This is a genomic window from Vibrio sp. J1-1 (assembly GCF_021728395.1).
GTDB lineage: Bacteria > Pseudomonadota > Gammaproteobacteria > Enterobacterales > Vibrionaceae > Vibrio.
On the sequence record NZ_JAKKCM010000006.1, the window covers coordinates 255,549 to 268,874 of the forward strand.

General features: G+C 47.4%; 18 protein-coding genes. All 18 read right to left on the reverse strand.

Features of this window, described 5'->3' with window-relative positions; genetic code table 11:
- Positions 1-67 precede the first annotated feature (67 nt).
- The 18 genes from L3V31_RS12030 to L3V31_RS12115 all read right to left on the reverse strand — a co-directional run bounded on the left by L3V31_RS12030 (position 68) and on the right by L3V31_RS12115 (position 13,323).
- Positions 68-697, reverse strand: a complete 630-nt coding sequence (locus L3V31_RS12030; RefSeq protein WP_237316280.1) for a DsbA family protein — start codon at positions 695-697, stop codon at positions 68-70.
- A gap of 927 nt (positions 698-1,624) precedes the next feature.
- Complete coding sequence (locus L3V31_RS12035) at positions 1,625-1,822, reverse strand: hypothetical protein (RefSeq protein WP_237316281.1); 198 nt, start codon at positions 1,820-1,822, stop codon at positions 1,625-1,627.
- A gap of 1 nt (position 1,823) precedes the next feature.
- A complete protein-coding gene (locus L3V31_RS12040; protein WP_237316282.1) occupies positions 1,824-2,495 on the reverse strand; it encodes a hypothetical protein in 672 nt (223 codons plus the stop codon).
- Positions 2,486-3,175, reverse strand: coding sequence for a hypothetical protein (locus L3V31_RS12045; protein ID WP_237316283.1), 690 nt, complete (start codon positions 3,173-3,175; stop codon positions 2,486-2,488). Before L3V31_RS12045 ends, L3V31_RS12040 begins: the two co-directional genes overlap by 10 nt.
- Positions 3,176-3,184: 9 nt before the next feature.
- Positions 3,185-3,721 (reverse strand): adenine glycosylase, encoded by a 537-nt coding sequence (locus L3V31_RS12050; protein WP_237316284.1) that lies wholly within the window; start codon positions 3,719-3,721, stop codon positions 3,185-3,187.
- Positions 3,722-3,723: 2 nt separating this feature from the next.
- Complete coding sequence (locus tag L3V31_RS12055) at positions 3,724-6,066, reverse strand: phage tail protein (protein ID WP_237316285.1); 2,343 nt, start codon at positions 6,064-6,066, stop codon at positions 3,724-3,726.
- Positions 6,067-6,079: 13 nt separating this feature from the next.
- Positions 6,080-6,682, reverse strand: a complete 603-nt coding sequence (locus L3V31_RS12060) for a phage tail protein (protein ID WP_237316286.1) — start codon at positions 6,680-6,682, stop codon at positions 6,080-6,082.
- Positions 6,669-7,856: a baseplate J/gp47 family protein gene (locus tag L3V31_RS12065; RefSeq protein ID WP_237316287.1), complete on the reverse strand. Its 1,188-nt coding sequence runs from the start codon at positions 7,854-7,856 to the stop codon at positions 6,669-6,671. The genes L3V31_RS12060 and L3V31_RS12065 overlap by 14 nt, the downstream gene beginning before the upstream one ends.
- Positions 7,856-8,197: a DUF2590 family protein gene (locus L3V31_RS12070; RefSeq protein WP_237316288.1), complete on the reverse strand. Its 342-nt coding sequence runs from the start codon at positions 8,195-8,197 to the stop codon at positions 7,856-7,858. The genes L3V31_RS12065 and L3V31_RS12070 overlap by 1 nt, the downstream gene beginning before the upstream one ends.
- Positions 8,197-10,032 (reverse strand): phage tail tape measure protein, encoded by a 1,836-nt coding sequence (locus tag L3V31_RS12075; protein WP_237316289.1) that lies wholly within the window; start codon positions 10,030-10,032, stop codon positions 8,197-8,199. Before L3V31_RS12075 ends, L3V31_RS12070 begins: the two co-directional genes overlap by 1 nt.
- A gap of 23 nt (positions 10,033-10,055) precedes the next feature.
- Positions 10,056-10,223, reverse strand: a complete 168-nt coding sequence (locus L3V31_RS12080) for a hypothetical protein (RefSeq protein ID WP_180780356.1) — start codon at positions 10,221-10,223, stop codon at positions 10,056-10,058.
- A 17-nt stretch (positions 10,224-10,240) separates the two neighbouring features.
- A complete protein-coding gene (locus tag L3V31_RS12085; protein ID WP_031429742.1) occupies positions 10,241-10,504 on the reverse strand; it encodes a putative phage tail assembly chaperone in 264 nt (87 codons plus the stop codon).
- Positions 10,501-10,785 (reverse strand): hypothetical protein, encoded by a 285-nt coding sequence (locus L3V31_RS12090; RefSeq protein ID WP_045607483.1) that lies wholly within the window; start codon positions 10,783-10,785, stop codon positions 10,501-10,503. Before L3V31_RS12090 ends, L3V31_RS12085 begins: the two co-directional genes overlap by 4 nt.
- A 2-nt stretch (positions 10,786-10,787) precedes the next feature.
- Positions 10,788-11,018, reverse strand: coding sequence for a hypothetical protein (locus L3V31_RS12095; RefSeq protein WP_031429740.1), 231 nt, complete (start codon positions 11,016-11,018; stop codon positions 10,788-10,790).
- The gene (locus tag L3V31_RS12100) at positions 11,015-11,512 is read right to left on the reverse strand and encodes a hypothetical protein (RefSeq protein WP_065302674.1); all 498 of its coding nucleotides are present in this window, start codon (positions 11,510-11,512) and stop codon (positions 11,015-11,017) included. The genes L3V31_RS12095 and L3V31_RS12100 overlap by 4 nt, the downstream gene beginning before the upstream one ends.
- Positions 11,509-11,727 (reverse strand): TraR/DksA C4-type zinc finger protein, encoded by a 219-nt coding sequence (locus tag L3V31_RS12105; RefSeq protein ID WP_069515543.1) that lies wholly within the window; start codon positions 11,725-11,727, stop codon positions 11,509-11,511. The genes L3V31_RS12100 and L3V31_RS12105 overlap by 4 nt, the downstream gene beginning before the upstream one ends.
- Before the next feature lie 12 nt (positions 11,728-11,739).
- On the reverse strand, positions 11,740-12,189 hold the full coding sequence (locus L3V31_RS12110) for a phage protein (protein ID WP_025605246.1): 450 nt from the start codon (positions 12,187-12,189) through the stop codon (positions 11,740-11,742).
- 3 nt (positions 12,190-12,192) lie between these two features.
- Complete coding sequence (locus L3V31_RS12115; RefSeq protein WP_237316290.1) at positions 12,193-13,323, reverse strand: DUF2586 domain-containing protein; 1,131 nt, start codon at positions 13,321-13,323, stop codon at positions 12,193-12,195.
- Positions 13,324-13,326: the final 3 nt, after the last annotated feature.

Consider the following 13,326-nt stretch of genomic DNA (forward strand, 5'->3'; position numbering starts at 1 on the left):
AATCGTTGATACTATTGGTTACGAAAAAGCCGCTCAATGAGCGGCTTTTTCTTATTTAAACTCTACGTTACTGTGCTGGCATATTATCGATGATGCGTTCACGAATCAGCTTTAGCGTTGTTTCCGTCGAAAAATAGTCCACTTCAATCGGGAAATAGGCATCATTGATTTGCAGAACCAAGCTCGGATAAGAGTTCACTCCAAGGCTTCTTGCTAAACTCAGCTGGTCTTGGAACACGCCCTCTAAAAGGGTGCCATCTAAATCGTTCTTGAACTGCTGGACATTCAAGCCAATCTCTTTGGCTAACTGTAAATGCGTCGCTTCTTCATGAGGTGGCAATGCTCGCAGGTAATAAGCATGCTGAATCGCCTCCAGCATTTGTTCGTAACTGTCTTGGAAGCCTGCAGCAATCACTGCTCTACACGATTGGTAAGTGCTTCTTACTGGTGTACACAGTTTCCAAAAGTCGTAGTTGAACTTAGTTCCTAACTGACGCTCAATCTGCTGCCAAATCCCTTCGAGCTTTTGTTGCATCTCTGGTGGCATTGGTAAATTTGTATCTGGTGCAAGCCCACCCACCACATACTCAAATTGAATGACACCTGGCAGTTGCTGCTTCAGTTTATCGATGGTTGGTTTATATCCCCAACACCAACTGCACATAGGATCATGCACGTAGTAAAGCTTTATATCCACTTTAATAATTAAACCTTTAAAATCATTTAGTTAAATCAAACAAAAACATTAAGTGGCGATGAAGTGGCGACACATTTAAATCTAATTGCTTGGTTTAGACTTCGAAGTTAACGAGCTGTCTGGCAAGGGAGCAGACTCTGGCTTCTCATTCACTCCCGACGAAAACAGCAATTTCTTACCGTAACTTCAAAGTCATTTCAAAATCTCATAGTAATTATACAGTCTCATAAATTGAAAAACTTATTTATCTTGGTGATTCGCCTTCGAGCCAATCTATACAAGGCTTCGTAAGCTTCACAATTGATCGTCTCTTTCTTCTTTTGATCGTCTTCATTTATGACGAAAAACACACTCACCCCATGATTTTCAAACACTTACCACTCACTACCTGATCTTTCCAGATCATTAAAATTGCAATTTCCTGAAATTTTTTTCAACTTTTGAAATTTCTAAAACGGCTCTAGGAGCGATTCTTAGAGGTCTTGGAGATTCTCGAACCCCTCTATAGCTAAGGCTTCGCTTGATATCTACCGTGTTACGTAGGCGGCTGAATTTCGACATTTAAGAATTGCGAAAAAACCAGATCAAAAAGCGCGCAGGTGGGGAGGAGGAGTGCGGATTCCGTCACCTAGAGGTCGCCTTCCGTCACTGGATGGTCCTATTTTTGGTTTAGCCGCATCGAGCGAGTAATAGTTGTAGATGTTCGAGGTAAAAGAAAAGCGCCCAAGATAGGCGCTTACTTTGATAATTGTTATGGGTTGGAAGCTAATGCTTTGATAGCCCGTTGATAATAAGAATAGAGGTATGAATTATTCCTAGGTATATCAGTAAGTCGTTTGGTGAAATGTTCAAGTTTCTTTGCTCCTATAGATGTGTTGATTTATCTATAGGGCAACCTAAAGATGTCTCACACTGTGAGACAAGGTGTTAGGTGACTTGATAAGTCCCAGCTGAGCTACCGCTCGAGACGGGAACCTCAGCATTTTGTGTGATTTCGTCATACACAGCATTGGCGATCGCTTCTGCCATTTTCCCTGCCATGGCGAATTCACCTGTAAGAACGAACCCTTGTGCTTGTAGTTCACTTTCCAACTTTGCTTTCAGAGATGCTTTACTCATTGCCATGTTATTTACCTGCCTTAACTGTCGATGACAAATCAGAGTGAGGTTTGCCTGTGTAAGCACAAATGCAGTCACCTTGCACAACACCTTTACCGCCATTCATTGTGATAAGGTCTGCGACTTCTATGATTTTCTTGGCAGTGGTGGTTTTGTTGTTTGTGATTTCTTCTATTTTGTCTTCCAACACTTTGATGCGTTGGTTTAAACATTCGGTGATGTTGTCTTTGTCGGTCTTGCTTTCAAAGTTACCTTCTCCGTCGACCAATTGGTAAACACCTTGGCGTTGTTGGTAACGGCTTTCGCCTTGCTTAATCGCTGGCAACTTGAATCCCAATGGCAGCACACAACGAATAAAAGGCTTATCCGGTTGGCCGAACATAAAGCCGATTTCTACAATGCTTCCGATTGCCGGTGGCTCAAGTCTGCCGGCGTATTCACCCACCCCTGGTATTGGAAGTGGTACCGCCTGAAGTGGTGATTTGTCTTTGAACTCCACGCCCTTTTCATCAAGCAGCTGAACGTCCACCGCATAATGCGGGTAAAAGCGATCAGACATGTCGCCCTCTTCAGGCAGCTCAGGTAGCGCAACCACCTTCCCCCATCGTGGCAAATGCCAGCGTCCGGTCAGTTCTGGAAACAGTCGAAAGATGATCCGCTTAATTGCATTTACGTCCATGTCAGCTTCACCTCTGTTCCTTGGAAATCAACGCCCACCAAGCGCAGGCCATTTACAATCGCACCCGGTCTTAACTTAGGGCTCGCGGGTATTTTCACGGACTTGGCCGCAGTGTGTTGAGTCATTAGGCTATCAGGAATAGTCACCGGCTTATCAGCCCAGTAAGAGTCTTTCCAAGAGCCCACATAGATTTGGCCGTTACCCTGCTGTTGCCAAAACAGGTCTTCAATACCGAAGGCTTGAGACAGCTCGTCCATCACTCGATAGCCATTACCATCACTGTAAAAGCAAGGGATTGATGTTTTGCTGTAGGCCGCTTCTGGTACCACAAACTGCAGTCCAGTTTTGTTGGTCACATCGCTGAGTAATTGCATTAACGTTGGGTGGCGAAGCGTGATATCGAGCGGCTTAAACAACAATGCCGCCAACTCGCGACAAAACAGTTCTGACCACCCTTTTTCTGATGCTTGAACCCGTTCGATGTAACCAAGAAATACCCGCGAGATGCTGTCACCCCACCCGATGTCCACCGCAATGATGGTGTTTACCTTTGGAGAACCTTCAACGGAAATCGAGCAGCGACCAGGTGTATTAACATCAAAAAGAATGCGATGGTTCTTTGCTTTAACCTTTTGACTACCAAGATAGGCGCGACACACAAATTTGTGGTTTGGCTCCATTACCTCCCCCTATGACAATATTTCGTCTAGTGATTTGAGAAACTTCATGATGCCTGTAAGTTCGACACTGGTATCCGGCGGAACGTCTTCACTTTGACCCGTTTCAACCGGAGTAGTTACCCCTTGCACCTGCTGTTGAGTTGCTGGCTTATCCTCCTGTCGCTGTTCAACACGCTCAGAAACGGACAAGTGCTCAACCAACTCGAAAGCGACGTTCCATTGTCGGTTGCTCTCTTGTTCATCGGCTCGAATAGTGCCTTGGAACTTCACCTGGCGAATCTTGAGCGCAGCGGCAGTATTGTTGCTGATGCGATAAATCTGGCGGGCACTGTTGTCTTGTCCGCCTGCCAAGGTGAAAAGATTGCTTAGGGTTTCACTCTTATTGAATGGGATCACGCCACTAATGGACAACACTTTACCTTTGCTGCCCGTTTCAGCTTGGTCAGTCGACGAGGACTGGCCGGACATATCTTGTCCGGCGAGCTGTTGGCGAACGCTAATGCGCAGGTTCTTGAGTGAGATTTGAGTGCCGTTTAGAGTAAGCATGACTAATAAAATTCTTTCGTAGCTACAAAGGATAAATCCGATAAAACTACTGGCGGAAAATTTTCAGACTGATCGGATAAAATTGGACCATAGTAAACTTTGTTATACGCACCCGCTTTATCGATTCTTAACCCACCATATTGGTTGTGGGTGGTAGTGAATAAAGTCATCTGGCTCGTCACTTTGGTGTTATTGTCTGGATTTAACTGCGTCACCATGTTGTTGTTTCCCAACAACACCTTGCTACTTGGTGATAACGAGACATCCAAGTATCTTGGAAACTCTAAGTGTGTAAACACAGTATCCGTACAGGTCATTGATGTATAAACGTCTGTGCAAAGCACACCCACCTTTCCTTCTGCTAAGTTAATCGACACTAGATTAATGTAGCCCCCATCAAAAAACTGAGTTTCCGCGGAAACATCGTATTCTTTGACGTCTTTCGAATGTAGCTCCGATACTGAAGAAAACATCAAACGTTCTGTTATTTCAAAGTAACCACCTGTATGTTGCTCAAAAACGCCATTGGAGAGGTGTCGTTTCACTGTCTCGTTATGATGACCACCATGATATGAACCAAACCACTTGGCATCTTGGCGTTTGAACGCGAAGTCATTTGCCCCAGCGGCCTCGATGTAAGTAAAGCCAGTATTTCTGATATACGCTGCGGTATCATGAGTCGGCAGCGCTTTACTCATTTCATTTAAGTGCATGATGTTCGCACCATATAGATAGCAGTGTGTTGCCGGCTCTAAGTTTCTAACCCGTATTTTTGAGAGTTTGTTTTTCGACGTTTGTCCCTTGTAAACAAAAGCCGCATCTTTACCACTGTTATTGTGATTATATTTCAAGCTGAGCTCATCAACCTTGTTGAACGAGCCATCAGGTAACTCTTCTTCAATAACGACTTGTCCTGATGAACCAGGTGAACGAGCAAATAACAACGAGTATTCTCCACTAAGAAGATATTGAACATAGTCCCCATCGCGGAAAATATTCCATGGCTTTAATCCATTAAACCTCGTTGCTTCATTGTCTTGGTATATTGAGTAATCAACAGTATCAAGATTCGGCAATCCTAATACGTCACTGTTGAACTGGGTCGTTAGGTCAATAAGTTCCGCTACCGCTGCATCTGTTTTAAGTCTTCCGACAATTGCATGTGATATCTCGTATACGAACGTCGGTCTGTGATGTGAATTACCAAACTCATTACTCGCGTCAGGTGCAGCACTCGTTTTCTGATAAGTCATCATTACATACCCTGAAACATTTCGAGCCTTCTTGGTTATAACCTGATAAGAACCATCACCTTGATGTAACAGAATCTTTTTGCTTTGCTCTCCCAATGTCACTGATGGATGATTTATCATCACGTAATCTGACAGCTTTATCCATTTAACATCGTTATCAGCGATCGTTTTCTTAGCTAAAATATCGCCAACATCCCCACCTTTCGCTCGAATAAACTCTTTTTTGCTCCATTCGATATTTTTATTTTCCGGTCTCAAATCACTCACAGACCCATCTGCCAGAACCTGGGCAATTTTGCACACGAAATGCGGAATATCTTTGCCTGTTGAGGAGTCGATGTAATCGTCTTTCTCTTCGGACGTGATGACAAAGTCGAACAGTGTCACTTGCTCGCCTGTTGGTGTGCCTTCACGGTGTGCATCGATGTAGATGAACGATGGTTTATTCGGTACCTGAACGCTGCGGTCAAACTCCATGCTCACACGGTTGCCCGAGACATAACCGGCACCCGCTTTGATGTTGTAAGCGCTGCCCGATGGGGTGACCAAGAAACCGTCTTCGATAAACCAGTCTTTGCCGTTCTGGTCGATGATGGATTGCGCCACATCGCTGTCCATCTTCTTCATTCGGTCAGTGGCGTTGTATTGCCAGCTCGATGCATCCACCGTGATGTTGGTGATTTCTGCAATGTCTTTGTATTCAAGTACGACCGAACGCACCAAGGTATTACCCGCGACACCCGGTTCATCGGCTGTTTTAGGTGTAAGCGCGTGATGGTCAATCGTCACCAATACGCCATATTCAGAGCAGTAAGCACCCGTCCAGTTAAACTCAAACGGACCAACATCGCTGGTCAAAGTGGTGCTGTAAATCACTGTGTCTGGAGAAAGTCGGCCACGTTGTTCAACCTGCTCTTGGTGAACGATGTCATCCGTCGGTACCACATCATCTGGCTGTGGAAACTCTGGGCGGTTGGGTACATTGGCGAACATCATCTTGTCGATGATTAGTGGTTTTTCTTCAGCATTGAGCTGTGCCAATAGTGCTTTACCTGCGGCGGTTAAAATTGACTTGTCAGTGGTATTTGCCATTTTTAGTAATTCCTTAACCCTTCACTGTGGCTTGGTAATATTCGCAGTCGACATTCAGCACACTTGGAAGCATGCCAACATTGAGCCTGTTCTTAATGTGAGACGTTGCGTATTGCGCTTCGACGTTCTTGCTTCGCGCGGCCAACGGCATTTCGACATAACTGGTGTATTGATAGCGGCGGCAGGTTCTGCCGTATTGTCTGATTACTGTATCTAGCAGCTTGGGAACGTTGGTTAAGTCGCCGTCGCGGATTTTTAGGCTGATCACATCCCAATCCACATTGGCTAAACGCTCATCTTGCCCGATGTGCGGATAGCCCAACTTGGCGAACATATCTTCCCAGCCAGCTATCGTTCCCGCGTCACGCGCAAACCCGTAAGCATGAGCCACACGAATTCGAAATAACTCTTCAGGCTCCTGGCCTAAGCGTTCTATCTCACGTTGCCAGGCAAGAATGTTCACCAATGCCATTGGCGCGGTTAACGGATCGTGCTGCTGCAGTGGCATTTCGAATGCCGCTCTCACATGTTCCCAGTAATTGCGCATGGCTCGGGCGAACTTGGCCAGCTCGCCTCTGCCCATCCAGTAACGCAGGTTAATCTCAGGAATTTTCAATCGTCACCCCCAGAGAGTTAATTCGCGGTACCGTCAGATTGTTAATGATGTCGGCGTTATCAAATTCGAGTGATTCAATCTCAGAGAACTGCGCATGCAGCTCCTGCCCAAGCCTTGAAAAACTGAATCGAAGAACCGGATTGGTGACCGTTGGCGAGTAATCGGTGTTTTCACGGAAAGCCGCACCAATGAACTGCTCCACTTTTACGCTTAGGGCGTCTCGGTCTTCCATCGTTAATGAACGCAGAGGCCACACTCGGCAGACAATATCGTGGGTCGTTTCTGGCATGGCGAGCACTTGCAGATCATCACCATGTCCGTGCTGACCTTCGACACGGATGTATTCATTCAAATCAGCCAACATTTCTGCCGATGGTTCACCCGTGTCTAAAAGGATGAGCGCGTTTGCGGTACCTGGTCCACGCGGGGCGTTATGCTCAAAATAGACATTGTCGTCGTTGACTCCTGCTCGACTGGTGAGCAGTGAACGGTAAGCCGCATCAATGTGCCATCTTGCGACTGCGCTCCACTGATTACGAATACGTAGGCGGAGTTCGTCATTACTCTCTTTGTCTGCTCCGGCTTCATTCAACCATTCGGCAGGGTTGGTCACTGCGCCAATGCCCGGAATGGCTGTTGGCAAAATGTGGTAATACCCTTCACCTAGGTTGTAAGCCGCGCCCTCGTTCTCTGCCTCGACTTCTGCCATCACCATGGTGTCGTTCTCTGGCATCGTGGTATCAGCAAGCACCTTCACCCGGTAAATCGTGCCGTTAATCGGTTCGGTCTGTACCCACGTATCTTTGGGGATCACCAACGCAGGGCCTTTAGCCGCGGAACGTTGAAAGGCGATCATCCCTTTGGCTTTGGTTGCGCCTTTGCGGGTGAGTTTGCATTGCCACGCCAACAAGTCGAGCCATTGGTCCACGGCCGTTGCCACAAACATGTTTGGTAGAACATAGCCAACCAACAGCGTGTTAATCAGCCATAAGGTAACGTTAACCACTGTTGATTCAATGAGGCGCCAAAATGGAGAAAACGGCGAGTCGTTTGAGATGATGGAACCTTCTTTATCCATCTCCTCTTTGAGTACTTTCTTCCACCCTGCTTCATCGGTTGGGATACCCGATTGCTTCACCAGTTCGGAATAATCTGGTTTTGGAATATCAGTCATTAACGCTCTCCGTTATTCACTATCTCTAATTTCAACTCGCCAAAGTCCATGGTGTCGGCAAACACGTAAATCGTGCCCTCAGTCGGTTCATCCAAACGCACGGTACCCGGTACCAATCGAACATCTTCTTCAACAAGCAATTCCAGCTTGGTGCGGATATCGGCTTTCTTGGATGGGCTTCGCTCAGCGATTAAATCCACCGCTAAGTTGCTCTCGATGATGGCGTGTTTGATGTCTTGGGCGATCACCGCTCGGTCTTGAATCAAGATTGGGTTGCGGCCTGCATCGAGCACCACATCCCCGTTCTCAATCAAAATGTCCTGGTATTTGTAATTCGTCATTAGCCTGCCGCCATTTCTATTTCACTGGCCATGTCTTGCGGGCTGTTCATATAGGTTGGATAAATCGCCACACCGCCGTAGTTCGTCGAACTGGTTTGATAATTGGCAATGCTCTTGGCTGCGCCACCTGGCTGGACTTGAAGCCTTGCCTCTGCACCGTTTACGGAGGTCGATTTCACTTTGGTGTCATCATCGCCACCGAACCCTGGTATCCAGTCAGTGACACTTTTCACCATGTCCATGACTTGGTTGTACTTACCAATAATCCAGTTAAATACACTCATGAACGCGTTTCGCATGCTTTCAGCCAAACCCGCAACAGCTTGGAATGCCTCTGTGTTTTGCATCGCAAACAGGAAGTCATTCCAGCCTTGCTTTGCCATGGTGGTAAAAGTAAGGAATGCCGCTTTTAAATCGTCCCAGTAGTAAACCAATGCAGCGACTGCACCGATGAGAGCAACGATACCGATAACGACCCAAGTAATTGGATTGGCAAGTAAGGCAGCCGTGAGTTTGACTACTGACCACATCGCGGCCATTGCGCTCTTAGAGAATGACCACATGGCGAGCGTTGCGCCTTTGATTGCAGTCACACCAAGGCCGAAGGTGGCCCATGCGACTGTCACTGCTCCGGTAAGCACGGTGATCATTCCGCCTACAGCAACCAGACCGAGTAAAGCGACTGCCGCTAAACCAATGTACTTGGTAATGTTTGGAAAGAGTTTCGTCCAAAGCATGATTTCTTTTGCGCCGTTGGCAAACATTTCCACTACAGGGAGGATCACTGGTAACAAGGCTTGCCCAAATGCCGCGCGAACAGCAAACACACCTTGCTCTAGGCGTTCCCATTGGTCGGTCATTGCTCCGGCCATTTTCTCAGCCACATCGAGACCATTGACCTTACCGAGTTCATCAATCGAGTTCGCAAGTCCATCCGTGTTTTGCATCAGTAGTTGAATCATTGCCGTGGCTTCTTGAGTACCAAATGCTTTACTTAACTCTGCCGCTTCCGCTACCGAAATCGTGTCACCGTATCGACCTTTGATTTGATTCAAAATATCGACAATCGGTAACAACTGACCTTGTGCATCGGTAAACGACATATTCAGCGCATCTTGAGCCTTTGCCGCACCTGCAAGGAAAGCACGATATTTGGTACCCGCTTCACTACCACTCATCGTGGCTTGCAACGTACCAAGGATTGCCATCTGTTCAGTCATTCCCACACCAACAGAGGTAGCCGAAGCGCCCACAGAGGTAAACGCAGCCGACATCTGATCACCGGTGGTCTTAAACATCTGAACCGCTCGTGCAGTCTGCCCACCAAGCATGTTCACCCAGTCGGCTTTACCCATTTGGTTCGCGCTATTCTGGAAAATGCCGTACATGGTGCCAACGTAATTGGTAATGGTTGAGGTATCGGCTTTTGTCGCCGCCGCAAGCACACCAGAGGCGCGGGTAAACTCGGAAAGTTCATTACCTGCTAATCCTGAAATTGCCGACTGAATGTCATACGAAGCCGCCACGAATTCCGTTGCCGACTTGCCGTAATCCACCGCAAAATTAAGCGCCGTGTCACTCAGTTGCTGAAGCTGTTCATCAACCACGCCCAATGATTTTACTTCGCCCAGAACACGATCCATTTCAATCGCAGGCATCAATGCATTTTGCAGCGCAAAACCTGCACCCACCATTCCTGCGGTACCCGCCATCATGGTATGTGTACCCTTACGATAGGTATTGGTGACATCATTTAGTTGACGCTGAATGTTACCCAGAGGTTTTGATATCTGGTTTATCAGTCCAACTCTAAATGTGAGTGCTTCTGGTAGCATTGATGCGTCCTATTACCGATGGGTTAACCACTAAATGCCTTTGCCACACCGTTAGCCATGGTGCTTTGCATGTTCTGCCAGTACTTCGTTTCTAACCAAATTGCCCTTGCAAGGTTCTCTTCGCTGTCTGTCTCACCCGGCAACCACTTACGGCGCCAGGTGAGCATTTGTTCGAGCTCGTTGGAGTCCATAGCCCGAACAAGGGCATCTATTTTTTTACTTTGATTTGCAGCTTCGGCGTGTATTCCTTGAGAACTTCACCCACAACCTGAATCGCAGCTCCTGGATTCTCGTTCGTCAGTTCACGGAATACTTCTTTGCTTTCTTCTGTAACGGTGTTCATCAGAAAGTTATGCGCAGAGTTCACGATTTCCCCCTGTGCCAACGCGTTCATGTAGTCGTTGTAATCTGCTTCTGTCGGGACAAACGTGATATCTGCATCACCAACCGTTAGTGCAATTTGTTTGCTCATGCTACATCTCTCTCTTTATCTAACTTGGTTTCTAAACGGTCGAATCGTCCGTTTATAGAATCTTTCAAATCATCTACGGCTTCCCGTAGTTCGTGCTTAGTGGCGTACTTTTCGGCGACATCACCGCGCAGTCGCTCAGTGGCTAGCTCATTGGCATGGATACGACGGTCATGGTCTCGGGCGGTGCTTTGCCCTTTATCCGTTCTGCCGAAAACCACATTGATGATGGCGATAAGCAGCGCTATCGTTGCCACAATCGCCGATATCCATGATGAATCCATCGCTATTCCTTCTGTGGAATTTCTTTTAAGCGTTTGCCTTGTAATGCGTTGATGATGTCGTCCACGGTTTCTTGCATCACATCATTGCTAGTTAAGCCTTTTAGGGTTTCTAAGCCCCACACCACTGAGCGTGTGGCGAAACGTTCAAGGATGATTGACCAACTGATTTGAAAGAACAGACCTTTCAGTACTTCCAACAATGTCTTGCCAACGATTCCAGTTAAGAAATTCATGCTGCTTCTCCGATTAGGGATTGATATGCCTGTAGGTAATCTTCTGCTGTTGCTTTACCTGCGCTTGTGTTCCAGTACTTCTTCGCGTACCGAGCCAAACCTTCTAGGTCATCGGCTTCTGGCAAGGCTTCTGGGAACCGAATTAAATTGAGTCGTGCGGTTGCCACTGCGAACTCGGGTGAAATCACCATGTAACGAGGGTCTAAGTGCTCAACGGGGCAAAACATCGACAGTGCATCCAACAAGTGAGGGCGGCTGTTACCTAACCACTCGACAAGCCAGTTGAAGGTGGCTGGCTCCATTTGGGTAAAGCCCAATGCAGGACCACGTACTTGTTTTGAGTAAGTAAACTTTCCAGACTCATGGGCAATAATCATCAGGATCAGATTAATGGCCGCTTGAGTGTTCATTGTGCCTTTACCACCGGATGCCATATCTAAGTGGTCAAGGACTGGCTTCATGATTTTCTCAACAAAGAGCTTTGCTAAATTCATCGGGTCATTCGCTCCAATTCGCTTTGACACTGGGTGCAGTAGATGCAACCTGGTACTTTTTGGCGGCGTTTTTCTGGGATTGGGTCGCCACATTCGCCGCATTCATGTGCGCTTTCCCGTTCTTCAATTCGCTTAGCCCTTGCCAGTTGGTTGGCAAGCGCCACTTCTGTGAATTGGGTTTCAAGACCGCAGGCATGGTCGATAACATCTGCCATCATGCCTCCTTGTTATTGAACCAAATCTTCGGTTTCATCCGGACGCAGGTACGGCACACCGTTGATGCTGACAAAGTCTGGGCTTGTCACCTCGAACGGCAGCTTGTGAACTAATGCACTACCTCCATTCGAATCGGCATCAAGTAGGTCAGAGATTTTGATACGACATCCGAAGGCTTCAATTTTGAGCTCATCTTTATCAATCTTGCCGTAGAACAGCGCGTCAAAATCAGGCATTCCACGCCAAGAGCCGGCTTGTTTCGCTGCTTTGCTCAACAGGTTGAATTGCTGCGTGGTCAGCTCCATTTCACCACTAGCCTCAACATCTCCGTCGACGTAACCATCTGGCACACCAGAGGTTTTATTAACGGCGGAATTATCGGTAATGGATAACGAGACTTTTTGTGCTTTGAGCTTGTAGTCACCCAAAGAGAAATGCATGTTCTTGCCAGAAATTCTCATGGATTACGCCTCCAAATCTGCTGGGTTAGTAAGATCAAGCGCGATGTTGACCACGATGTGTTTCGGGCAGTTATGAGGACGAACCATCAAACCTATCGACACTTTGGTTTTGGTTACCCACTGAATGGTGACGTCACCATCTTCTGGCGGCATGATTTCGCCAGGGAAGGTAATGCCGCCAACTTCTGTCGTTTTCGACATATCACGCATATCTTTGCGGAAGTAAGTGCGGTTCAGCTCAATGCTTGCAGGCGTTGAGTTAAGAATGCGGTCGGCAATACGTCGAATCGCTTTGATACGCACACGGCGGTTAAGCTTGTGCACCGGGCGAACGTATTCGAGGTACTGATAATCGCCGCCTTTGGCTTCCAATGTGGTTGCGTCCGACCAGTACACCCCTTCTAAATCGGCGTACCATTGCGGCAGTGAGTAACGTGCGTCGGCTAGCGTAGCGATGGTGCTCATCTCTAATGCTTTGCCTGCGCTGTCCGTTGGCATGTCACCCAAACTCAATACTGAGCCTGTTGCGACACGCATTGGGCTGTCTGCTACCGTGACGTTTCGATCACATAGACGACCAGCAAGTACACCCACGTTATTGCCGTTAAGCTGAGGAACGGGTGTCACGAGGTTTGCAGAAACATCTTTCACCAGGTCAAGCATGGCGGTTTCGTACTCTGCCCACGTTTGGCCTGTATCAGGGGTTGAATCAATGCCCGCACAAGCGGCGAGGAAGAACACCCAACGACCAAGTTTGCTAGTCAGCTCGGTTGCTTTCGACTGCATGTCATCAAACTGAGTTTTGACCGTGACTGGGTCACAAATGGCAATGCCTTCGAATGAGTCAGTCCGGTTCGCCAGATCAACAGCATCTTGCCACGTATCATCTACACCTAAGCCGACAATCGCACCCGTCCAGTTTTGCTTACCGTTAAGCTGGGCGGCTTTCACGTTAAGACCAAGCGCATCATCTGCGACAACTTCGTCAAGGTTGGTCATGTTATTAATGCGGGTCACTTTGCTTTGCAGTTCTGCCTTGTCAGTGCGCCCGATGAAAAGCACGTGACGTTCTATCTCAGGGATACCGCCTTGTGCCAAATTGAGATTGTTAACCTCTACCTTTCCGGTTGCCATTGG

Bases quoted from the DNA above. Each gene is read 5' to 3' on its own strand.
- L3V31_RS12035 (WP_237316281.1), bottom strand. From the start codon at position 1,822: ATGGCAATGAGTAAAGCATCTCTGAAAGCAAAGTTGGAAAGTGAACTA.
- L3V31_RS12040 (WP_237316282.1), bottom strand. From the start codon at position 2,495: ATGGACGTAAATGCAATTAAGCGGATCATCTTTCGACTGTTTCCAGAA.
- L3V31_RS12045 (WP_237316283.1), bottom strand. From the start codon at position 3,175: ATGGAGCCAAACCACAAATTTGTGTGTCGCGCCTATCTTGGTAGTCAA.
- L3V31_RS12050 (WP_237316284.1), bottom strand. From the start codon at position 3,721: ATGCTTACTCTAAACGGCACTCAAATCTCACTCAAGAACCTGCGCATT.
- L3V31_RS12055 (WP_237316285.1), bottom strand. From the start codon at position 6,066: ATGGCAAATACCACTGACAAGTCAATTTTAACCGCCGCAGGTAAAGCA.
- L3V31_RS12065 (WP_237316287.1), bottom strand. From the start codon at position 7,856: ATGACTGATATTCCAAAACCAGATTATTCCGAACTGGTGAAGCAATCG.
- L3V31_RS12070 (WP_237316288.1), bottom strand. From the start codon at position 8,197: ATGACGAATTACAAATACCAGGACATTTTGATTGAGAACGGGGATGTG.
- L3V31_RS12075 (WP_237316289.1), bottom strand. From the start codon at position 10,032: ATGCTACCAGAAGCACTCACATTTAGAGTTGGACTGATAAACCAGATA.
- L3V31_RS12080 (WP_180780356.1), bottom strand. From the start codon at position 10,223: ATGGACTCCAACGAGCTCGAACAAATGCTCACCTGGCGCCGTAAGTGG.
- L3V31_RS12085 (WP_031429742.1), bottom strand. From the start codon at position 10,504: ATGAGCAAACAAATTGCACTAACGGTTGGTGATGCAGATATCACGTTT.
- L3V31_RS12090 (WP_045607483.1), bottom strand. From the start codon at position 10,785: ATGGATTCATCATGGATATCGGCGATTGTGGCAACGATAGCGCTGCTT.
- L3V31_RS12095 (WP_031429740.1), bottom strand. From the start codon at position 11,018: ATGAATTTCTTAACTGGAATCGTTGGCAAGACATTGTTGGAAGTACTG.
- L3V31_RS12100 (WP_065302674.1), bottom strand. From the start codon at position 11,512: ATGAATTTAGCAAAGCTCTTTGTTGAGAAAATCATGAAGCCAGTCCTT.
- L3V31_RS12105 (WP_069515543.1), bottom strand. From the start codon at position 11,727: ATGGCAGATGTTATCGACCATGCCTGCGGTCTTGAAACCCAATTCACA.
- L3V31_RS12110 (WP_025605246.1), bottom strand. From the start codon at position 12,189: ATGAGAATTTCTGGCAAGAACATGCATTTCTCTTTGGGTGACTACAAG.
- L3V31_RS12115 (WP_237316290.1), bottom strand. From the start codon at position 13,323: ATGGCAACCGGAAAGGTAGAGGTTAACAATCTCAATTTGGCACAAGGC.